Genomic DNA, 21,282 nt, shown 5'->3' with positions numbered 1-21,282 from the left:
AGCTAAGTGCGAGTCCTCATCGTCAAGCTCTCGTCGCTGGGCGACGTGGTGCACGCCATGCCCGTGGTGCACGACATCCGAAGCGCCCACCCCGGCGCGCAGATCGACTGGGTCGTCGAGCCCGCCTTCGCGCCGCTGGTGCGCAAGGTCGAAGGCATCGGTGAAGTCTTCGAATGCGCGCAGCGCCGCTGGCGCAAAGCCTGGTGGACGCGCGCCGTGCGCAGCGAATGGCGCGCCTTTCGTGCCCGCCTGGGCGCCCCCCGCTACGACGCCGTGCTCGAACTGCAAGGCCTCACCAAGGCCGCGCTGGTGGCGCGCCTCGCGCACGGCCCGAGCCACGGCCTGGGCAACCGCACCGACGGGTCGAGCTACGAGCGCCCCGTGCGCTGGCTGCTCGACCACACGCATGTCATCGAGCCGCACATCCACGCGCTCGACCGTGCCCGAGAACTGGCCGCGCGTGCGCTCGGCTACCGCGTGCAAGGCGCGCCGCAATTCGGCCTGCGCGGGGCCTTGCCGCCGACCCGGCCCGCCACCGTGGTGCTCGTGCACGGCACCTCGCGCGACGACAAGCTCTGGCCCGAGACGCACTGGATCGAACTCGGCAAGCGCCTCATGCACGCCGGCTATCACCTCGCGCTGCCGCATGCCGGCGCGGTCGAGCAAGAGCGCGCCCAGCACATCGCGCGCTCGCTCGGCGAACGCGCGCAGGTGTGGCCCGCGATGGACCTCGCCACCCTGACCGACCGGCTCGGCGCCACGCAAGGCGTCATCGGCGTGGACAGCGGCCTGAGTCACATCGCCGTGGCCCTGGGCCTGCCGCACGTGCAGATCTACAACTTTCCGACCGCGTGGCGCACCGGGCCGCAGGTGGCGCATGGGCACCACCACCAGGTCTCGGTCGAAGGCCAGCCCACGCCCGGCATCGAGGCCGTGTGGTCGGCGTGGCAAGGTGTGTCGGTCGCCGCCGCGCAAACATCCCACCCATGAACGCGAACCGGCACTGGTTCGCACGCAGCGCCTACTCGACGCTGCTGTCGCTGATGAAGCCGGCCTACCTGGCCAAGCTGTGGTGGCGCGGCCGCGACGAGCCGCTGTACCGCCACGCCATCGGCGAGCGCCTGGGCGACTACCGCGCGCTCGGCGCGAAGCCCTGGTCGGGCGGCGTGTGGGTGCACGCCGTGTCGCTCGGTGAAACCAAGGCCGCCACGGCCTTGATTGCCGCGCTGCGCGCCCAGCACCCCGGCCTGCGCCTGCTGCTCACGCACAGCACCGCCACCGGCCGCGAAGCCGGGCAGGCCCTGCTGACCGAAGGCGATGCGCAGACCTGGCTGCCCTACGACACCCCGGCCGTTGTGCAGCGCTTCTTCGCGCACTTCAAGCCGGCCGTCGGCGTGTTGATGGAAACCGAAATCTGGCCCAACCTCTTGCTCGAAGCCCAGGCCGCCCAAGTGCCCATGGTGCTGGCCAACGCCCGCCTCAGCGCCAAGAGCCAACGCCAGGGCCAGCGGCTCGACGCCGTGCTGCGCCCCGCCGTCGAATCGCTCGCACTCGTGCTCGCGCAGACCGAAGCCGATGCCCAGCGCCTGCGCGAAGCCGGCGCGCGCGACGTGCGCGTGTGCGGCAACCTGAAGTTCGACGTGTCGCCCGACCCGGCCTTGATCGAACGCGGCCGTGCCTGGCGCCAGGCGCTCGGCCGGCCGGTGGTGATGGGCGCCGTGACGCGCGAAGGCGAAGAAGCGATGCTGATCGACGCGTGGCTCGCCCAGCCCGCGCGTGACCGGTCGCTGCTGCTCATCGTGCCCCGCCACCCGCAGCGCTTCGACGAGGTCGCCGCGCTCGCGCAATCACGCGGCCTGCGCGTCGCGCGCCGCAGCAGCTGGGGCGACGCACCCGGCGCCGACGCACTGCAGGCCGACGTGTGGCTCGGCGACTCGATCGGCGAGATGCCCGTCTACTACGGCAGCGCCGACGCGGCCCTGCTCGGCGGCAGCTTCGCGCCCCTGGGCGGCCAGAACCTCATCGAAGCCGCCGCCTGCGGCTGCCCCCTGGTGATGGGCCCGCACACCTTCAACTTCGCCGATGCGGCCGAGCTGTCGCTCGCGGCGGGTGCCTCGGCGCGGGTGTGCGACATGGCCGAAGGTGTCGAGAAGGCGTTGGCTTGGTTGCATGGCAACGAGCGCGCTGAACGCGCCCAGGCGGCGATGGCGTTCGCCAGCGCGCACCGAGGGGCGGCTCAGCGGATGGCCTCAATGATCGGGCCGCTGCTTGTCAGCGATTGACCGCCGGGCGACAACTCGCCCCGATGACCCACCGCCCGCCGCCATGGCAGCGGCAAGACAGCGCGTTCAGCGCATCGCCTGACCGCTGAGCCGGGTGTGGAAGCCCGGATCGACGTCGCGGCCCGAACAGACCCAATCGCTCGAGGACTTGTCGGAGCCGGTGAAGTTGTAGCGGTAGGCTCCCGTCTCGCCGCCCGACCAGGTCGTCGATGCCCCCGGCGCGAGGTGCGAAGCACCGGCATCCCAGCTGCCGTCCTTGCGCTCGTTGCCGTGATCGAGGTAGATGCCCCATCGACAGTCGTTGCGGTAGGTGACGCGCGTCTCCCCCTGGTGCACGACGGCCCTGGTGACCACCACGCACCAGCTGCGGTTGCGCTCGGGTATCCAGCAGCCGTCCTTGTTTGGCGGCCCGCCGACCTTGGGCAGTGCAGCCAGGCGGTCGGCTTCCTCTCTGGCCTTTCGTTGACGCTCGGCCTCTTCTCGGGCGCGTCGGGCCTGTTCTTCATGTCGCTCGGCCTCGGCCTTTGCTCGCTGGCGTTCGTCGGTGTCTTGTTCTCGTGGCGACCGGCCCCCGGCGCTGCTGACAGTGCCGGCGGTGGACGCCGAGGACGTGGAGCCGCCCGCGCTGCTGCTGCGGCCGGCCGTGGCGCCCGCCGTGGGTGCAGGCGCATCGCGGCCGGAAGACGTGCCACGGCCAGCGCCGCCCATGGCGTCGCCGCTGCCCGCAGGGCCGCTGCGGTTGCCGCTGCCGGAAGACACTTCGCCCGTGCCGGTGGGGGCTGCGCGGCGGGTGTTGGCAGAGAGGGTTGCGTTCAACTCGCGGCCCATGCGGGCCTGGTCGGCCTGGGCCCGGGACAGAGCGGCAGCCATCTCAGGCGACGCCAGGACTTGCAACGTGGCCTCGGCCGCCGTGCCCACCGCCGTGCCCACCGCCTTGACCACGGTCGCCCCGCCACCCACCAGATAGATCGTCAGCGCACTGAGGTTCATCTGGTCGGCCTTGTGCTCGGTTTGCAGCGCGTCCAGTGCGGTGCGGGCCTGCGCGGCGTCACGCGGGTCGAACTCTGACTTGAGGGCCAGAAAGAAGCCTCGAATGTTGCGTTGCAGGGCCAGCGTCAAGGCGTGCGCCTCGATCGTTGCCGCAAAGTTGGTTGAGGTGCCTTGGCTGCCGATCTCCCAGGCGCCCACCTTCTCGGTCTTGTCGAACAGTTCATAGCGGATGCGGGCGCGGTAGCTGACGGGGAACAGCCCGGTCGACCGCGACAGCTCCAACACGTTGACCTGTACGGACAGGCGTCCCTCACCCTCGCCGTCGAAGGCGTCGGAGGCGAAGAACGCATCGCGCAGCGCACCCCGAAATTCGTCCAGCGCGTCGGTCTTTACCTGAGACTCGACTGTGATGCGGCCGAAGCGCCGGTTGAAGTAGGGCGCCGAGGCCTTGAACTCGCGCATCTCGGCGTCCGACAGGTCGAAGCTGTAGTCGAGCGCACACGCGCTTGCGGCCATCAGAACGGCCAGGCAGCCGGCCAGCGCCTGGCGCAGACCGCGAAGCCACGCGCGGGAGCGGGCTGCGCAGGCGGGGGCGGTACCTGCCGCGGCTGCCGTGCGATGAGGCCGCGTGTGCATCACTGCGGGTCGAGGGCGCCGCTGCCTTCCAGCTCGCGCACGAAATCGGCGATCAGGCGCTTTTGCATGCGCTCGTTGATCCGGGCGTAGTCGTCCTCCCGGGTCCACAGGTTGACGTTGCCCTCGTCCACCAACTTGAATTTTTTGTCGAACAGCTTCTTGCGCTGCTTGGACAGTGCCACGTCGAGTGTGAGGCGCTGTCGATGGGTCGCGGGCAGGGCTCCGAGCGTCAGTACAGCCGCTGCGGCCGATCCGCCGGCTTTGTCTGTGTAGACGTCTTCGTAGATGAGGTTGGCGCCGATGAAATAGTCGTAGGGCTCGGTCGAAGCCTCCGGAATGGTGCGCACCCATTGCTGCAAGGCCGTCTCGAAGGCGAGCTTGCCAGGGGCCCCTCGGCAGGACTTCGTGCCCGTCGTTGCATTGCCTTCGATGTCGTAGCAGAAGTAGCGAATCGCGACCTTGGCCGTCATGCCCTTGGCTGACTGGGCAAGACGCTGCACCTCCCTGTCGACATTGGCCTCGCGTCGATCGGTGGTCGAGGCGCAGGCAGTGAAGAAGACGGCGACCCCGATGAGGGCGAGCCGGCGATACGCGAGCGAAAAGGCTTTGTGTGGCGACTGGGATGGCACGGCAAGGCAAGGGGCAGCGAGGATTCCCAAATCTAGCTCTGCCATGCACCGGCCGCACACCAGGCTCCGTGAACGAGCGCGCCGTATTTCACAAGCAAGCGCGTCCTCTGCCTTCGCGCTGCGAAGGCCCACAGCGGACATCGCGAGCGCTGGTCCTTGAGAGGCCTCGGCAGGCGTTGCGGCCCCGAGCGCCCACCAGGTCACTTCGCCCCCGGCAACGCATTGATCGGAATCCTCAAATACGTCACCCCGTTGTCATCCGCCGGCGGCATGTGGCCGCCGCGCACGTTGACTTGGATGGACGGCAGGATCAGCGTGGGCACGGCGAGGGTGGCGTCGCGGGCTTGGCGCATCTTCACGAAGGCGTCTTCATCGACGCCGTCGTGCACGTGGATGTTGAAGGCGCGTTGTTCGGCCACGGTGGTCTGCCAGCGGGGCTCGCGCTCGCCGGGTGGGTAGTCGTGGCACACGTAGATCGTGGTCTCGGGCGGCATGTCGAGCAGGCGGCGCACCGAGCGGTAGAGCTGGTGCGCGTCGCCACCGGGAAAGTCGGCCCGTGCCGTGCCCACGTCGGGCATGAAGAGGGTGTCGCCGACGAACACGAGGTCGCCGGCGCTGCCGTCTGCCTTGCTGCCACCGTTGCCGATGCGGTAGGCCATGTCGGCCGGCGTGTGCCCCGGCACCCACAGCGCCTGCGCTTCGAGGTTGCCGATGCGAAAGGTTTCGCCGTCGCTGAAGAGGTGGTCGAACTGGCTGCCGTCGGGCAAGAAGTCGCGCTCGAAGTTGAAGAGCGTGCGAAACACCGTCTGCACCTGGCGAATGCGTTCGCCGATGGCGATGCGGCCGCCGGCCTGCTCTTTCACGTACGGGGCGGCTGAGATGTGGTCGGCGTGGGCGTGGGTTTCGAGCACCCAATCGACCGTGAGTTGTTCGCGGCGCACGAAGTCGAGCACGCGGTCGGCCGATGCGGTGCTGGTGTGGCCCGACTTGGGGTCGTAGTCGAGCACGGGGTCGATGACGGCGGCGCGGCGGGTGGCGCGGTCCCACACCACGTAAGAAACCGTCCAGGTCTGAGGGTCGAAGAAGGCTTCGACGGCGGCGGAGGCAGGGGTGCGGGTGTTCATGGGTGGCTCCCGGTGATAAACGATCTATTGACAAACAATATATCTACAAATATATTGTTGTCAACCGAGCGCATCAAGCATCTCGCCAGGCCACGGGGCCGCGTTTTGCGCCATGTCAGCTGCGGCCCCTGTTTTTTGAGGACGATCCGTGAAGAACACCCCCACCACCATCGACCCCGAGGTACTGCGCGGCGCAGCCGGGCAGGCCGTGGCCGCGCTCAAGGTGCTGGCCAACCCCGAACGCTTGTTGCTGCTGTGCCAGCTGGCGCAAGGCGAGATGTGCGTGAGCGATCTCGAAGAACAACTGGGCATTCGCCAGCCGACGCTGTCGCAGCAGTTGAGCGTGCTGCGCAACGAAGGCGTGGTGGCCACGCGGCGCGAAGGCAAGAACATCTTCTACAGCGTGGCCGAGCCGGCCTTGCTTGAAATCCTGGCGGTGCTGTACCGCCTCTACTGCCCGAAGGAGGCTGTGTGATGAACCTCGACTGGAACGCATTCACCCCTTGGTCGTCGCTGGCCGGGGGTGCCTTGATCGGCCTGGCGGCCGTGATGTTCGTGCTGCTGAACGGCCGCATCGCCGGCATCAGCGGCGTGCTGGGCGGGCTGCTGCGGCCCATGCGGGGCGACATCGCCTGGCGCGCCGCGTTCGTCGCTGGCTTGTTGATCGCGCCGGCGGTCTATGGGCTCGTCAATGTGCTGCCAGCGGTGCAGGTCGGGGCGACCGACTTGGCGCTGGTCGTCGCCGGCCTGCTGGTCGGCGTGGGCACGCGCTATGGCTCGGGCTGCACCAGCGGTCACGGGGTGTGCGGGTTGTCGCGCCTGTCGCCGCGCTCGCTGGTGGCCACGCTGGCGTTCATGGGGGCGGGCTTCGTCACCGTGTTCGTCATGCGCCACCTGCTGGACCTGACGTTCTGAGTTTGAAAGGATTGCCATGAACATCTTCACGTCTTTGCTCACCGGGCTGGTCTTCGGGCTCGGGTTGCTGATCTCGGGCATGGCCAACCCGGCCAAGGTGCTGGGTTTTCTTGATCTGGCCGGCGCTTGGGACCCGTCGCTCGCGTTGGTGATGGCCGGTGCCATTGCGGTCGGCGTGGTCGGTTTCGCGGTGGCGGGCCGGCGCACGCGCTCGTTCATCGGGGAAGAGATGCGCCTGCCCACGGCGCGCCACATCGACCGCCGGCTGGTGCTGGGCAGCTTGGTCTTCGGCCTGGGCTGGGGCATCGCCGGCATCTGCCCGGGGCCGGGCCTGGTGGCGCTGGGCATGGGCAACGGCCGCGCGGCCTTGTTCGTAGTGGCGATGGTCGCGGGCATGGTGGTGTTTGAACTGCTGGAGCGGCGCGGCAGCGCCCGCACGGCAAGCGGGGCCGCGCGATGAGCGACCCGGGCAGTTGGCTGGCCGCCGGCGCGACGCTGGCGGTGCTGGGCGTCTATGAGCTGGCGATGCTGCCGCTCGGCCGTCGCCGCCCGGGGCGTGTGGCGCGCACCGCGCATGCAGCGCTGCGCGAAGAGTGGTTCGCCGCAGTCTCGCGCCAGCCTGGCAGCGAGATCCTGGCGGTGCAGACGCTGCGCAACTCGGTGATGTCGGCCACGCTGACCGCATCGACCGCCGTGCTGGGCCTGATGGGCAGCGTGACGCTGGCCGCACCGACGCTGCGCGCAGGGCTGGCCGACGCGGCTGCGCGCACGCTCGATGCGCGCCTCGCGCTTGAGCTGCTGCTGATGGCGCTGCTGTTCGCGGCGCTGGTGGCTTCGGCGGTGGCGGTGCGTTACTACACGCACGCGGGCTTCGTGGCAGGCATGCCGGTCGGGTCGCCCGAACGCACGCAGTGGTCGGCGGCCGGCACGGCCTATGTGCGCCGCGCGGGTTTTCTGTACGGCTGGGGCCTGCGGCAGTTGTTCTTGATCGCGCCCATCCTCGCGGCCATCGTGCATCCGCTGGCCGGGCCGGTGGCGGCCGTGCTCACGGTGGGGGCGCTGGCGGCGTTCGACCGTTTCGGCGTGCGGTGACGGGGGCAGGGGCGGGGTTGAAACGACCCGGGTGCCGTGACGCGAGGCCCCAACGAAACAGCCCCGCGAGAGCGGGGCTGTTCGTTGTGGGGTGTGCTCAGTGCGCGCGCAGGCTCAGAAGGTTTCCCAATCGTCGCTCGGCGGCTTCGAGGCCGCGGCGGCGACGGCGGCCACAGGCGCCGGGGCGGGTGACGCCGGTGTCGGGGCCGGTGCGGGCTTGGGGGCGGCCGGCGCAGGCTTCACCGCCACCGGGACGGCGGCCGCGGGGCGCGGGGTGTAGGCGGCGGGTGCGGGCGCCGGGGCGGGCGAGGGCGCCACCGCAGCGGCCGAAGCGCGCACTTTATTGATCACCGCCGAGGCGTGGTTGTTGGCGCGCTCGACGCGGAACACGGCCACCGCCTGCGTCAGGCGCTCGGCCTGGTCTTTCAGGCTGCCAGCGGCCGCGGCCGATTGTTCGACCAGCGCGGCGTTCTGCTGCGTCATCTGGTCGAGCTGGTTGACCGACTGGTTGACCGTGTCGATGCCCTTCGATTGCTCGGAGGTCGCCGCGCTGATCTCGCCAATGATGTCGGTGAAGCGCTGCACGCCCGAGACGATCTCTTGCATCGCGGCGCCGGCGTCTTGCACCAGGCGCGCGCCGCTCTCGACCTTTTCGCTCGACGCGCTGATGAGCGTCTTGATCTCTTTGGCGGCCTGCGCGCTGCGCTGGGCCAGCGAGCGCACTTCGCTCGCCACCACCGCGAAGCCGCGGCCTTGTTCGCCGGCGCGGGCGGCTTCGACGGCCGCGTTCAGCGCGAGGATGTTGGTCTGGAAGGCGATGCCGTCGATCACGCCGATGATCTCGTTGATCTTGCGCGAGGCGGCGTTGATCTCTTCCATGTTGGTGACCACGTTCGAGACGATGTCGCCGCCACGCTGCGCGGCACTGCCGGCCGACGCGGCGAGCTGGTTGGCCTGTTGCGCGGCCTCGGCGCTCTGGCGCACGGTGCCGGTGAGTTCTTCCATCGAGCTGGCGGTTTGCTGCAGGTTCGACGCGGTGGTCTCGGTGCGGGCGCTCAGGTCGAAGTTGCCGGTGGCGATTTCGGTCGAGGCGGTGGCGATCGAGTCGGTCGCTTCGCGGATCGAACGCACCGTGCCGCGCAGGCGCTCGACCATGCTCGACACCGCGGCGTTCAGCGAACTGCGGTCGCCGGCATCGACCGGCACGCTGACTTCGAGGTCGCCGTCGGCCACCTTGCTGACCAGTTCACGCAGGCGGGTGGGCTCGCCGCCCAGGTCACGCCAGACCGACTTCACGATGAACCACGACACGAAGCCCAGCACCAGCAGGGCGATCAGGCCGGTGAGCACGGCCGCGGCGATGCTGGCCTTGACGTCTTGGCCGAGGCCCGAAAACTGCGACGCGATGTGCGCGCGGGCGTCTTGCTGCTTCTGGTCGAGCAGCTTGTCGAAGGTCGCTTGCGTGCTCTGCATCTGGGTGAACTTGTCGCCCATCTCGGCCTTCTTGAGCATCGAGCTCACGGCGTCGACGGCGGTGCCCATGTAGGCGTTGACGGCGCCGGCGAGTTGGTCGGCCTCGGCGGCCTTGCCTTCGAGCTGGCGGATCGTGGCGAGCGATTTCTTCGCTTCGTTGCCCAGCGCTTCGGCTTCCTTGAGCTTGGCGTCGTCGCCCTCGGTGGCGGCCGACTGCAGCGTCAGGCGGAACTGCTCGACGTGTCGTTCGAGCTGGACGAGTTGTTCGAGGTAAGGGGTGTCCACGCTCTGCAGCGTGTTCAGCCCCGACGAGATTCGGGCGCCCACGAAGACGCAAACCGCGATGCCGATGACGAACACGACCGTGGCGCTGAGCGGCATGGTCCAGATCTTGGAGCGGAAGTTCATGGGGTCACCTGGAAATGTCTCGAAGTCGGTGGAGCGGCACTCGCTGGGGCGGCCGGCTCCGATGGCGGACCTTGCCGTGCGTCGATGCTCGTGGCATCTGCGGTCCGTCTATCGGTCGAAAAGCAGGCCGAGTTGAGGGGATTTCGCCTCGGCCCGCCGCGCGAACCGTCGGACGCCCACTCGGCGGGGCCGTCCGGCGGTGCTACGCGGCCGCTCAGTCGAGGCTGAGGACGACCTTGACGCTGCCGTCCACGGCCGACTTGTCGATGTAGCCGATGGCTTTCGGGTCGGCCGCGACGGCCTTCTTCACGGCGGCGGCGTCGGGCAGCTCTTTGGGGGGCTGGCCCTTGCCGGTGAACACGATGCGCGCCCAGGTGGATTTCACCTGCGCCAGCTCGCGTTCGGTGGCCTTGCGATAGAACACGTCGCGTGTCGGCGAGGCTTCCGGCAGGTCCACCGGCTTCAGATCGAAGCTGCGGCCGAGGTAGATGTTGGCCACCTGGTCCTTGGTCAGCGCGGCGGCGCCAGGGGCCATCACCACGGCGACCTGCGCCTGCGCGGGCAGGGCGCTGGCCAGCGCGATGGCGGCGGCAGCAAGAGAGAAACGGAGCGATGTCATGAGGCGTCCTCCGGTCTCAGAACAAGAAGTCCACGGCGACCGTGAACACTTCGAACTTGCCGCCGTTCGGGCGGGTCGGTTCTGCGTTCGTCAGCCGGCCCTTCGAGTTGGCGCCCAGCGTCGTGTGGTCGTACTGCACCTTCACGGCCGTGTTCTTGACGACGTCCCAGCGGGTGCCGATCGAGCGTGTCTTCTGCGTCGCGGTGAACTGGTACAGCGTGGTGTTGATACCGCCGTTCAGCTGGGCAATGCCGCCGGCCACCATGCCGGGCAGGCCTGCGGTGTTGATACCGGACTCTTCGGAGATGTCGGCCTTGGTCTGCGCATAGGTCACGTAGGGCGTGAACTTGTTGATGCGGTAGCCGAAGGTGGCGTACAGCGAATTCGCGTCCGACAGGAAGCCATCGCCCTTGAAGTGCGCGAACTCACCCATCAAGAACCAGTTGCCGGCGTCGTGGTTGGCGCCGAGCGAAAAGGTCTGGAGCTTCATGTCGCGCGTGCTGTACTTGTCGAGCAGGCGCTGCGCATCCACGGCGTAGCTCGGCCCGAACATGCTCAGCCCACCGGCGGCGATGCCGGCGAGGTTGGTGAACAAGGGGTTGAGCTGCGGGGTGTTCAGATCGAGCGAGTTGTTCAGGTAGCCCACTCGCAGCGTGGTGTCGCCGAACTCCATCGTGTCGTTGAAGCCCCAGCTCGGCTTCGACTTCACCTCGCCGTTGTTGGGCAGCTTGGCGGTGTTGGTGCCGTAGTACCCCTGGATGGCGTGGCTCACGCTGCCCAGTTGCGTGCGGTAGGTGGCGTCAACGCCATCGCTGCTGGTGATCGACCCGAGGAAGTAGACCTCGCTCGGTGGGCGAACCCAGGGCTGCGAATAGCCCACGAAGCGCGACTCGGACACCAGGAAGGTCGGCAGCGCGATGCGGCCCGCGCGCACGCTGAAGGCCGGGGTGACCTGGTACTTGAGATTGGCCCACTCGATGGCCGGGGTGTGGCTGTTGTCGTAGCGGTGCTGCGCGATGACCTGCACCACGCCGGTGAGGTCTTTCGTGAACTTGCCCGTGACCTGCGCGCCCAGGCGGCTGTCGGGATTGAAGTCCCAGTCGCTGGTGCGACCGGTGCCGTTCGGCTGGTAGATCGTGCCCACGAAGTCCGCCCGCTTTTCAGAGGCGTGGGTGGCAGCGAGCGTGCCAAAGCCGGCGAATGAAAACATCGACTCGGCGTTGTCTTGCGCATGTGCGCCGGGTATTGCAAACAGCGCGGCGCAAGCCAGCGCAACTGCCGTGCCGTGGCGAAGAGGCGTTCGGATCATGGGGTTCCCTTGTTGAATGCGAAGAGAGGCCTGCGCGATGCAGGTCTGCTGTGCATATCGACCGCCTCGGGAAACTCCTGAGCTACCTCACCGTGACAAACCGCCGCGAATCCGCCCGAATCGGCAGAAAACGCGCTTCCGAACAAGACCGCTTGATTGAAATCAAGTAGGCGTGAAAAAGCCCGCCGAAGCGGGCTTTTGATCGAAGGTCGGGTGACTCGACGATCTCAGAACGCGTAGCGCAGGCCGACGCTGATCAGGCGGGCATCTGCCTTTTCGCCTTCGTACTCGAGCTGGGTGAAGTCGATGCCGGCATCGACGCTCAGTTCTTTCGTCACGTTGAAGGCCAGGCCCAGGCCGAAGTACGGCTTGACCTTGGAGTCGCTGTCGGATGCGCTCAAGCCGAACGCGCTGACCTTCACTTCCGAGCGATTCGACGCCAAGCCGAGGCGTGCGATGCCGGTGAGCGACGGGTTCAGCGCACCAAAGAAGGCGACGCCAAAGCCGACAGAGCGGCCTTTGATTTCAATGTTGAGCGGGCTGTCAGTAGCACTGACCTTGCCGTAGCTGGCGTAGGACAGTTCCAGTGCCACGTCTTGGTTGAGCTTGTAGCCACCCAGCAGCTTGAAGCCCGAGCTGGAGTCGTCGCAGTTGGTCACGCCCGTGCAGTCAACGTCTTGTTGGGCGACGCCCACCGAGCCACCCACGTAGCCTTGGGCCGAAGCGGCGGTGGCGAAAGAAATGGAAGCGGCCGCAGCCGCGATCAATGCAAGAGCTTTCATCGTTGATTCATTCATCTAGTTTGGGAAAACGCCCCTCCCCTATGGAACGGCGGCGCGATGCTACGAGAACAACCGCACCGATTTGCCCACGGCGTCGCGTGGCTGCGACAAGCGGCCGCAGGTTCCCCCAAAGGTGGGCGGCACGTGGCTGACGCGCGGGTGAAAGCGCCTCAGCGCGCCAGCACGCGGTTCACCGCATCCACGTCTTCCGGTCGCAGTTGCCCGGCGGCCTGGCGCAGGCGCAATTGCGTCAGCAGCACGTCGTAGCGCGCGCGGGCGAGGTCGCGGCGGGTGCTGAAGAGCTGGGTCTGGGCGTTGAGCACGTCGAGGTTCACGCGCACGCCGACCTTGTAGCCAAGCTGGGTGGCTTCGAGCGCGAGCTGGCTGGACGACTCGGCGGCTTCGAGGGCCTTCACCTGCGCCTGCAGCGATTGCGCACCGAAGAAGGCCTGGCGCGTGGCCTGGGCGACCTGGCGGCGGGCGGCGTCGAGGTTGTTGCGCGACTGCTCTTCGAGCAGCAGCGTTTCCTTCACGCGGTTCTGCACCGAGAAGCCGGCGAAGAGCGGCAGCTTGAGCGTCACGGCGACGTTGCTCTGCGTGGTCGAACCGGTCGTGAACGCGCTGTTGATGGGCACGAAGCTGCCGGCGGTCACGCCTTGTGTCGAGAGCTGGGTGCCGGTGGTTTCGGTGCGGCCGCGGCCGTAGCTGCCGGTGAGTTCGACCGTGGGCAGGTGGCCGGCCTGGGCCTTGTCGGTTTCGAGCTTGGCGATCTCGTAGCCGAGCGTGGCCTTGCGCACGTTGGGCGCGCTGTCGGTGCGCGAGACCCAGTCTTCGACGCTTTCGGTGCCGAGCGCGGGCAGGGCCACGGGCACGGCCAGCGGGCGGGGTTCGATGTTGCTGCGGCCGACCAGTTGGTCGAGCGCGATGCGCTTGAGGCGGAGGTCGTTTTCGGCCGCGAGTTCTTGCGCGGTGGCGAGGTCGAAGCGCGCCTGGGTTTCGCGGGTGTCGGTGATGGTGGCGGTGCCGACCTCGAAGTTGCGCTTCGCCGAGGCGAGTTGCTCTGAGATGCCGGTGCGGTTGGCGCGGGCCGTGGCGAGCGTGTCTTGGGCCGCGAGCACGTCGAAGTAGGCCTGCGCCACGCGCACGATCAGCTCTTGCTCGGCGAGTTCGAGGTCGGCCTGGGCCACCTCTTGCGCACGTTCGGCCTGCGCGATGGTGGCGTCGTTGGCGCGGTTGAAGAGCGACTGGCGCCCGCCGAGGCCCACGCTGCGGTCGGTGCGGGTGGTGTCGCCGGTGGGGATGTCGCTGCCCACGCGCGCCACCGAAGCGTTCAGCTCGACGGCCGGGCGGCGCAGCGCGTGCGCCTGCTGGGCCTTGTACTGCGCCGACTCGGCCACGGCACGCGCGGCGAGGTAGGTCGCGTCGTAGCCGCGCGCCGTCTGGTACAGCTCTGACAGGCTTTGCGCCTGCGCCCAGGGGGCGAGCCCGAAGGCCAGCGCGACGGTGGCGGCGACGCGGGTCAGCGGGTGCGCGCGGGCGGGCTGGGCGCGAGAGAAAAGGGCAACGGACATCGGACGTTCCTTGGGGCGGATCAGGGGTTCACGACAGGTCAGTACAGCGGCACCGAGGCATCGACCTCGCGCGACCAGGCGTCGATGCCGCCGGCCACGTTGAACACCTCGGCGAAGCCCTGGCGTTCGAGAAACACCGCCACCTGCATGCTGCGCATGCCGTGGTGGCACAGGCTGATGACCGGCTGCGCGGGGTCAAGTTCGGCCATGCGCTGGGGGATTTCGTTCATCGGGATGAACACGCTCTTCGCGCCGGGCACGGTGATCGAGGCGGCCTCGACCTCCCAGGGCTCGCGCACGTCGAGCAACACGGGGGCACGTTCGGTGCCGAGGCTTTCGACCAGCGTCGCGACGTTGCGAACAGAGACTTGCTGCATGCCGGCCCGATCAGAAGACGAAGCGCGAGGGTTCGTCGAAGCCCTGCAGGCGCGGCGCGACGGTGTCGAACAGCTCGACGCTGCGGTACTCGCGTTCGTTGACGCGCGTGACCAGCGTGGCGCGCATCACGGGCGCCTGGCCGACGATGGCGGCGAGCCGGCCGCCCACGCTCAGCTGCGACAGCAGCGTTTGCGGCACGGAGGCCACCGAGCCCGACAGCAGGATCACGTCGAACGGCCCCGAGGTGGGCACCGCGCGCGAAGCGTCGCCATCGACCACGCTCACGTTGGCGATGGCTGCGCGCTTGAGGTTGTTGCGCGCGAGCTGGGCGCGCACGGGGTCGCTCTCGACCGTGACCACTTGGCGGGCCTTGTGCGACAGCAGCGCGGCCATGTAGCCCGAGCCCGCGCCGATTTCGAGCACGCGCTCGTGGCGGCGCACGGCCAGCTCTTGCAGCAGACGCGCTTCGACCTTGGGCGACAGCATCGCCGCGGGCTCGCCGTTGGACGAGGGCAGCGGCACCTCGGTGTCGAAGAAGGCCATCGAGCGGTAGGCCTCGGGCACGAAGTCTTCGCGCTTGACGACGGCCAGCAGTTCGAGCACGCCGGGGTCGAGCACGTCCCAGGGGCGGATCTGCTGCTCGATCATGTTGAAGCGGGCTTGTTCAAGGCGCGGGTCGGTGTTCATGGCGGTCCTTTTTTGGCGGGGCGATGAGGGGCGGGCGGCAGCGTTCGGGCGCCGCGCGAAGCCGTCGATTTTATTTGGCGAGGGGTGGGTGAAGTGGCTCTGAAGCGGCCGCCGAACCCACGTGGAACTTGCGTTTGAGCCAGGTCGAAAAGTCGTCGAGGTAGCAGTAGACGACCGGCACGACCACCAGCGTCAGCAGCGACGAGGTGATGACGCCGCCGATCACCGCCTGGCCCATCGGCGCGCGCTGCTCGGAGCCTTCGGTCAGCGCAAAGGCCAGCGGCACCATGCCGAAGATCATCGCCAGCGTGGTCATCAGGATCGGGCGCAGCCGCACCTGGGCCGCTTCGAGCAGCGCGGCCTCGCGCGTCATCGGCGCGGTGCCGTGTTCGCCCTTGCGGGCGCGAATGGCGAAGTCCACCAGCAAGATGGCGTTCTTCGTCACCAGGCCCATCAACATGACGATGCCGATGATGCTGAACATGTTGAGCGTCGAGCCGAACACCAGCAGCGTGAGCACCACGCCGATCAGCGTGAGCGGCAGCGAGCTCATCAGCGCCAGCGGCTGCAGGAAGCTCTGGAACTGGCTCGCCAGGATCATGTAGATGAACACCACGGCCAGCGCCAGCGCGCCCAGCGCGTAGTTGAACGACTCGGTCATGTTCTTGGTCGAACCGCCGAAGCTGTAGCGGTAGCCGGGTGGCCAGCTCACGCTGTCGAGCACCTTGCGGATGTCGGCCGACACGTCGCCCGAGCTGCGCCCGAAGGCGTTGGCGTCGATGTTGATCTCGCGGTTGAGGTCGCGGCGGTTGATCTGGTTCGGCCCGGTCGAAGGCGTGATGTCGGCCACCTGCGACAGCCGCACGATGCGCGGCGAGCCGTCGGCGGCGGGCGTCACGTTGATGGGCACGCGCTGCAGGTCGGCGATGTTGACGCGGCTCTCGGGCGCGACGCGCACGTTGACGTCGTAGTTCTCGCCATCGGGGGCGCGCCAGTTGCCGGCCAGCGTGCCGGCGATCAGCGTGCGCAGCGTGCCGGCCAGCGCGTTGACGTTGAGCCCCGCGTCGGCGGCGGCATCGCGTTTCACGTCGATGGCCACGGTGGGTTTGTCGGGTTTGAGCGTGCTGTCCAGGTCCACGAGCCCCGGGATGGCCGTGAGCTTGGCGAGGATGTCTTTCGACAGGCGCTCCAGCTCGTCGAGGTCTTGCCCCTGGATCGAGAACTGCAGGCTCTTGCCGCCGCCCATGTCGGTCTGGCCGATGTTGGTGATGGTGATGCCCGGGATGCGCGCCAGCCGCTCGCGCAGCGGGATCGCCATCTCGTTGATGTTGCGCGTGCGCAGGTGGCGGTCCACCAGGCGCACGTAGGTCACGCCGTAGATCTTGCCGGCGGCCTGGCCGCTGTTGATCGTGGTCACCGTGTACCTGACCTCGGGCATCTCGCGCAGCACGGTGTCGATCTGCCGGGCGCGCTGCTCGGTGACTTCGAGCGACGAGCCCACCGGCGTGTAGAAGTTGACCTGCGTCTCAGAAAAGTCGGCCTTGGGCACGAACTCGGCGCCCAGCACCGGTACCAGAAAGAAGCTCACCACCAGCGTGAGGCCCGCGATGCCCAGCGTGGCGAGGCGGTGCGCGAGCGACCAGCCGAGGATGCGCTGGTAGCCGTTCGACAGCCATTCGGTGAACTGGTCGAACCACAGCGTCACGCGGCCGATGGTCTTGTCGTACAGCGTGACCGCCGGGCCCCGGTGCGTGCCGTGCGCCGCTGGGTCGTGCCAGATGCTGGAGAGCATCGGGTCGAGCGTGAAGCTCACGAACATCGAGATCAGCACCGCCGCCACGATGGTCAGCCCGAACTCGTGGAAGAACTTGCCGACGATGCCGCCCATGAAGCCGATCGGCAGGAACACCGCCACGATCGACAGCGTGGTCGCCAGCACCGCCAGGCCGATCTCTTGCGTGCCGTCGAGCGCGGCCTGGTGCGCGCTCTTGCCCATCTGCACGTGTCGCACGATGTTCTCGCGCACGACGATGGCGTCGTCGATCAGCAGCCCCACGCACAGGCTCAGCGCGATCATCGTGATGGTGTTGATCGTGAAGCCGAAGGCGTACATGAACAAGAACGTGCCGATCAGCGCGATGGGCAGCGTGAGCCCGGTGATGACCGTCGAGCGCCACGAGTTCAAGAACAGGAAGACGATCAGCACCGTGAGCACCGCGCCTTCGATCAGCGTGCGCTTCACGTTGGCCACCGACACGCGGATGGAGCGCGAGTTGTCGCGGATCACATCGACCGCCACGCCGGCCGGCGTGAGCGCCTTGGCTTCGGCCAGCGCCTGGTACAGCCCATCGACGACCGCGATGGTGTTTTCGCCCTGCGATTTCTGCACCGACAGCAGCACCGTGCGCTGGCCGTTGTAGAGCGCGAGGCTCTCGACCTCTTGCGGGCCATCGACCACGTCGGCGACCTGCCACAGCTTGACCGGCAGGCCGCCCTTGCGCGCGACCACGATCTCGCGGAAGTCTTCGGGGCGCTTGAGGCGCGCGTTGATCTGCACCACACGCTCTTGTTCGAGCGAGCGCAGGGCGCCCATGGGCAACTCCTGGTTTTCGCTGCGCACGGCGGCCACGACCTGATCGACGCTCACGCCCAGCGCTTCGAGCGCGGCGGGCTTGAGGTAGAGGTTGATCTCGCGCTCGACCCCGCCGACCACGCTGACCGAGCCCACGCCGCGCACGTTCTGCAGGCGCTTTTGCAGCACCTGGGTGGCCCAGGTGGTCAGCTCTTGGCTGCTCTTGCACGATGCGCCGCCGGCCGTGCCTGCCGCGCAGTCGGCCGCGCCCTCGGACGCGCCCTCGGACGCGCGCACGGCCACGTTGAAGATCGGCGCGCTTTGCGGGTCGAAGCGCGAGATGCGCGGCTCCTTGACCTCTTCGCGCAGGTTGGGGCGGATGAGCGCGACCTTCTCGCGCACGTCTTCAGCCGCCTGGCGGCCGTCCACGTCGAGGTTGAACTCGACCACGACGACCGAGGTGCTTTCGTACGAGCGCGAGAACAGCGAGTTGATGCCGGCCACCGTGTTGACGGCCTCTTCGACCTTCTTGGTGACTTCGCTCTCGACGATCTCGGGCGAGGCGCCGGGATAGTCCATCACCACCACGACGGTGGGAAAGTCGATGTTCGGAAACTGGTCGATCGCCAGCCGCTGGTAGCTGAAGAGACCCAGCACCACGAAGGCCAGCATGACCATCGTGGCAAAGACCGGGTTGCCAATCGAGACGCGGGTGAACCACATGCGAGGCGGCCCCGGGTCAGCGCGAGGCCGAAGCGCTGGCGGCCGTGGCCACCACGGTCAGGCGTGCGGGCGTGCCTTCACGCACTGCGCCCACGCTGCCACGCAAGACGTGCGTGCCCTCGGCCAGGCCCTCGCGCACCTCGACCACGGGCTCGGGCGCGCTGCCCAACACGGCCTGCCCGCGGCGGCCCAGCGTCACGGTGTGGCGGGTGATCTTGCCGTCGGCCACGGCCAGCACGTAGGGCCGGGCGTCATCGACGCGCACCGCGTCTTGCGGCACGACCAGCGCCCGCGCGCGTTCGACCTCGATACGGCCGCGTGCGAAGAGGCCCTGGCGCAGCCCGGCATGCGGCTCGATGGCCAGGTACACCAGGACCGCGCGCGTGCCGGCCTGCGTGCTGGGGTTGATGCGTGCGACGCGGGCCGTCACCGGCTCGGCCATGCCATCGACGCTGACGCGTGCCGTCTGCCCGACACGCACATCGACCACATCTTCGGGCGTGACGGCGGCTTCGAGTTCGAGCTTCGACAGATCGACCACCTCGACGATGCGTGCATCGATCGACACCCGCTCGCCGGGCTGCACCAGCCGCTGCGACACGAGGCCGGCAATGGGCGCCACCAGGCGGGCGTCGCCCATCGACTTGCGCGCCAGCTCGACGGCCGCCTGCGCGGCGCCGTAGTTCGAGCGGGCCGAGGCCTCGTTGGCGATTGAGGTCTCCAGGCCCGTCGGCGAGATGAAGCCCTGCGCCACCAGTGCGCGGTTGTTTTCGAGGGTGCGCTTGGCGATGTCCAGCTGCGCGCGCGACGCGGCGGCGGTCTGTTCGGCTTGGCGCAGGCGCCATTCGAGTTCGGTCGTGTCGATCTGGCCGATCAGCTGGCCGGCCTTCACCGTGTCGCCTTCGCGCACGGTGAGCGCGCGCAACTCGCCGGCCACGCGGGCCTTCACGAGCGCGCTGTTGACGGCCTTCAGGCCGCCCGAGATGTCGAGCGTCAGCGCCAGCTCGGCGGGGCGGGCGACGGCCACGTCGGTCGCGGCGAGTTCGAGCGCCGTCGGCGTCTTGCCGGCCGCCATGGCGGCTTGTTGCTGCTGCTTGCGGGCGTGCAGCGTGCGCGCGGCGAGGCCGCCGATGAGCCCCAGCACGACGAGGGGCAGCAGCCATTTCAGGGTGGACCGCAACTTCATGCGCACGCCCCCCCGTTGCAGGGCGGGGCGGGACGCACCAGTTCAGACTCGGGCCGCATCACCAGGCCGTTGAGCACGAGGTCGATGTGCGCGGCGATCACCGCGTCGCAGTCGATGGTTTGGTGCGCCGTGCAGGCGCCGATCGAGTGTTTGTGCAGGGCCATGAAGATCATCGGCGCAAAGAGCACGAGTGTGACCTCGCGCAAAGGCATGGGGCGGAACTCGCCGCGCTCGATGCCCCGCTGCAGCATGTTCGACAGCAGGCGCTCCGCCGGTTGGATGACTTCGCAGTCGTAGAACTCGGCCAGCTCGGGGAAGTTGCGCACCTCCGACATCATGATCTTGTGGATGCCCGACGCGGGCGTGTTGCCCACGCGCTGCCACCAGGTGTTCATCAGCAGCGCCAGCAGGTCGGCGGTGCGCCCCTCGAAGCTTTCGGCGATGCCCGAGCCTTCGGCGATGAGCTGCGAGAGGTTCTCGCGGATCACCGCCTTCAGCAGTTCTTCCTTGCTGGGGTAATAGAGATAGAGCGTCCCTTTGGACACCCCGGCGCGGGCGGCGACCTCTTCCGAGCGCGTGGCGGCGAACCCCTTCTCGACAAAGAGCGCGAGCGCGGCGTCGAGCAGTTCTTGCGGGCGGGCTTCCTTGCGGCGCTGGCGGGCAGGAGAAGGGGCAGTGGACGGCGGAACAGCTGGGGTCATGGGGACGATACTGACTGACTGGTCAGTAATGTAGCCGCGAGCTCGTGCAGGGGTCAAGCCGTGGCGCTTGTGCTGGCGCAAGAAGTGCCTGCGGGGATCGTTTGCCGGCGGGTCCGCAAGGGGCGAGGCTTCATGACGCGTTTCGGCCTTGCGCGCCGACCGGCCATAGGCCGCCGCTATGATCCGCGGCTTCTTTTGAGGCGCAGTGCAGAGGAGTCGGTTTGGACATCACCTTGTGGGTCAAGGCGGCGATCATGGGCATCGTCGAGGGCTTGACCGAGTTCCTGCCGATCTCAAGCACGGGCCACCTGATTCTTGCCGGCTCGCTGCTCAATTTCACCGGCCCGACGGCGAAGGTCTTCGAGATCGCCATCCAGACCGGCGCGATGCTGTCGGTGATCTGGGAATACCGCCAGCGCCTGAAGCAGACGGTCGTCGGCATCACGCATGACCCGGTCGCGCAGCGTTTTGCACGCAACGTGTTCATCGCCTTCCTGCCGGCCGCGTTTCTGGGCCTCGCCTTCGGTGGCTGGGTCAAGCAATACCTTTTCAAGCCGGTGCCGGTGGCGGTGGCCTTCATCGTCGGCGGCTTGATCATTCTGTGGGTCGAGTGGCGCCACAAGCGCCTGTACGGCGAGCGCGACCTCGAAGGCGGCCGCGTGGCCCGCGTCGAGACGGTCGATGACATGGGCATGGCCGACGCGCTGAAGGTGGGCCTGCTGCAGTGCCTCGCGCTGATCCCGGGCACCAGCCGCTCGGGCGCAACCATCATCGGCTCGGTGGTGCTGGGCTTTTCGCGCAAGGCCGCGGCCGAGTTCAGCTTCTACCTGGGCATCCCGACGCTGATGGGCGCCGGCGCGTACTCGGTCTACAAGCAGCGCGAGTTGCTGCAGTGGAGCGACCTGCCGCTGTTCCTGATCGGCATCGTGTTCGCGTTCGCCAGTGCGCTGGTGTGCATCCGCTGGTTGATCCGCTACGTGTCCACGCACGACTTCACGGTGTTCGCGTGGTACCGCATCGTGTTCGGCGTGGTGGTGCTGCTCACGGCCTACAGCGGCGTGGTGACCTGGGCCGATTGACCGGCGCAGCGACCCACCGCGCGCATCCCCCATCCAGACGGGCCCCCTCCAGGGGCCGGCTTGCCCACCCTCGGCGGGATGGGGCCCAGCGGCCCGCATTCCCACACTTCGATCCCGTCACGACAA

20 protein-coding genes are annotated in these 21,282 nt (G+C 68.2%); 7 read left to right on the top strand and 13 right to left on the bottom strand.

The genetic code is table 11. The features are described 5' to 3' along the window. Positions 1 to 6 precede the first annotated feature (6 nt). Together waaC and AC1KAT_RS07695 are read left to right on the top strand one after the other, a co-directional pair. Positions 7 to 990 (top strand): lipopolysaccharide heptosyltransferase I, encoded by a 984-nt coding sequence (gene waaC / locus AC1KAT_RS07700; RefSeq protein ID WP_480324469.1) that lies wholly within the window; start codon positions 7 to 9, stop codon positions 988 to 990. Then, the gene (locus AC1KAT_RS07695; RefSeq protein WP_480324467.1) at positions 987 to 2,282 is read left to right on the top strand and encodes a 3-deoxy-D-manno-octulosonic acid transferase; all 1,296 of its coding nucleotides are present in this window, start codon (positions 987 to 989) and stop codon (positions 2,280 to 2,282) included. The genes waaC and AC1KAT_RS07695 overlap by 4 nt, the downstream gene beginning before the upstream one ends. Before the next feature lie 66 nt (positions 2,283 to 2,348). On the opposite strand, the gene AC1KAT_RS07690 is transcribed toward AC1KAT_RS07695, so the two are convergent. From AC1KAT_RS07690 to AC1KAT_RS07680, 3 genes are all read right to left on the bottom strand, one after another. Continuing rightward, positions 2,349 to 3,788, bottom strand: coding sequence for a hypothetical protein (locus tag AC1KAT_RS07690; RefSeq protein ID WP_480324465.1), 1,440 nt, complete (start codon positions 3,786 to 3,788; stop codon positions 2,349 to 2,351). Positions 3,789 to 3,907: 119 nt separating this feature from the next. After that, on the bottom strand, positions 3,908 to 4,582 hold the full coding sequence (locus AC1KAT_RS07685; protein WP_480324463.1) for a hypothetical protein: 675 nt from the start codon (positions 4,580 to 4,582) through the stop codon (positions 3,908 to 3,910). A 155-nt stretch (positions 4,583 to 4,737) separates the two neighbouring features. Then, positions 4,738 to 5,661, bottom strand: a complete 924-nt coding sequence (locus AC1KAT_RS07680) for an MBL fold metallo-hydrolase (protein WP_480324461.1) — start codon at positions 5,659 to 5,661, stop codon at positions 4,738 to 4,740. Positions 5,662 to 5,809: 148 nt separating this feature from the next. Between AC1KAT_RS07680 and AC1KAT_RS07675 the strand changes: the two genes are divergently transcribed. The 4 genes from AC1KAT_RS07675 to AC1KAT_RS07660 are packed head-to-tail and all read left to right on the top strand — an operon-like array spanning position 5,810 to position 7,668. Further along, the gene (locus AC1KAT_RS07675; RefSeq protein ID WP_480324459.1) at positions 5,810 to 6,136 is read left to right on the top strand and encodes an ArsR/SmtB family transcription factor; all 327 of its coding nucleotides are present in this window, start codon (positions 5,810 to 5,812) and stop codon (positions 6,134 to 6,136) included. Next, positions 6,136 to 6,576, top strand: a complete 441-nt coding sequence (locus AC1KAT_RS07670) for a YeeE/YedE family protein (protein WP_480324458.1) — start codon at positions 6,136 to 6,138, stop codon at positions 6,574 to 6,576. The genes AC1KAT_RS07675 and AC1KAT_RS07670 overlap by 1 nt, the downstream gene beginning before the upstream one ends. A gap of 16 nt (positions 6,577 to 6,592) precedes the next feature. Continuing rightward, positions 6,593 to 7,036, top strand: coding sequence for a DUF6691 family protein (locus AC1KAT_RS07665; RefSeq protein WP_480324457.1), 444 nt, complete (start codon positions 6,593 to 6,595; stop codon positions 7,034 to 7,036). Beyond that, the gene (locus tag AC1KAT_RS07660) at positions 7,033 to 7,668 is read left to right on the top strand and encodes a DUF599 domain-containing protein (RefSeq protein WP_480324455.1); all 636 of its coding nucleotides are present in this window, start codon (positions 7,033 to 7,035) and stop codon (positions 7,666 to 7,668) included. Before AC1KAT_RS07665 ends, AC1KAT_RS07660 begins: the two co-directional genes overlap by 4 nt. Before the next feature lie 114 nt (positions 7,669 to 7,782). Here the strand turns inward: AC1KAT_RS07660 and AC1KAT_RS07655 are convergent, their stop codons facing one another. From AC1KAT_RS07655 to AC1KAT_RS07610, 10 genes are all read right to left on the bottom strand, one after another. Next, positions 7,783 to 9,549 (bottom strand): methyl-accepting chemotaxis protein, encoded by a 1,767-nt coding sequence (locus AC1KAT_RS07655; RefSeq protein WP_480324453.1) that lies wholly within the window; start codon positions 9,547 to 9,549, stop codon positions 7,783 to 7,785. Positions 9,550 to 9,763: 214 nt separating this feature from the next. Then, the gene (locus tag AC1KAT_RS07650; RefSeq protein ID WP_480324451.1) at positions 9,764 to 10,168 is read right to left on the bottom strand and encodes a hypothetical protein; all 405 of its coding nucleotides are present in this window, start codon (positions 10,166 to 10,168) and stop codon (positions 9,764 to 9,766) included. A gap of 16 nt (positions 10,169 to 10,184) precedes the next feature. Then, positions 10,185 to 11,477 carry a porin gene (locus tag AC1KAT_RS07645; RefSeq protein WP_480324449.1) on the bottom strand — a complete coding sequence of 431 codons (1,293 nt, stop codon included), beginning with the start codon at positions 11,475 to 11,477 and terminating at the stop codon, positions 10,185 to 10,187. A 227-nt stretch (positions 11,478 to 11,704) separates the two neighbouring features. After that, on the bottom strand, positions 11,705 to 12,259 hold the full coding sequence (locus tag AC1KAT_RS07640; protein WP_480324447.1) for an outer membrane beta-barrel protein: 555 nt from the start codon (positions 12,257 to 12,259) through the stop codon (positions 11,705 to 11,707). Positions 12,260 to 12,429: 170 nt separating this feature from the next. After that, on the bottom strand, positions 12,430 to 13,830 hold the full coding sequence (locus tag AC1KAT_RS07635) for a TolC family outer membrane protein (protein ID WP_480324445.1): 1,401 nt from the start codon (positions 13,828 to 13,830) through the stop codon (positions 12,430 to 12,432). Between the two features lie 38 nt (positions 13,831 to 13,868). Beyond that, positions 13,869 to 14,207 (bottom strand): rhodanese-like domain-containing protein, encoded by a 339-nt coding sequence (locus AC1KAT_RS07630; RefSeq protein WP_480324443.1) that lies wholly within the window; start codon positions 14,205 to 14,207, stop codon positions 13,869 to 13,871. 10 nt (positions 14,208 to 14,217) lie between these two features. Continuing rightward, the gene (locus tag AC1KAT_RS07625; RefSeq protein ID WP_480324441.1) at positions 14,218 to 14,895 is read right to left on the bottom strand and encodes a protein-L-isoaspartate O-methyltransferase family protein; all 678 of its coding nucleotides are present in this window, start codon (positions 14,893 to 14,895) and stop codon (positions 14,218 to 14,220) included. Positions 14,896 to 14,965: 70 nt separating this feature from the next. Next, positions 14,966 to 18,190 (bottom strand): efflux RND transporter permease subunit, encoded by a 3,225-nt coding sequence (locus AC1KAT_RS07620; RefSeq protein WP_480324439.1) that lies wholly within the window; start codon positions 18,188 to 18,190, stop codon positions 14,966 to 14,968. 16 nt (positions 18,191 to 18,206) lie between these two features. Then, positions 18,207 to 19,376, bottom strand: a complete 1,170-nt coding sequence (locus AC1KAT_RS07615; RefSeq protein ID WP_480324437.1) for an efflux RND transporter periplasmic adaptor subunit — start codon at positions 19,374 to 19,376, stop codon at positions 18,207 to 18,209. Further along, positions 19,373 to 20,077 (bottom strand): TetR/AcrR family transcriptional regulator, encoded by a 705-nt coding sequence (locus tag AC1KAT_RS07610; protein WP_480324435.1) that lies wholly within the window; start codon positions 20,075 to 20,077, stop codon positions 19,373 to 19,375. Before AC1KAT_RS07610 ends, AC1KAT_RS07615 begins: the two co-directional genes overlap by 4 nt. Positions 20,078 to 20,298: 221 nt before the next feature. Here AC1KAT_RS07610 and AC1KAT_RS07605 point away from each other — a divergent pair, with 221 nt between their 5' ends. Then, entirely contained in the window at positions 20,299 to 21,156 is an 858-nt protein-coding gene (locus AC1KAT_RS07605) for an undecaprenyl-diphosphate phosphatase (RefSeq protein WP_480324433.1), read from the top strand. Positions 21,157 to 21,282: the final 126 nt, after the last annotated feature.

The organism is Piscinibacter sp. PDB5-1 (genome assembly GCF_056676035.1).
This window is presented reverse-complemented; position numbering and strand designations above follow the sequence as displayed.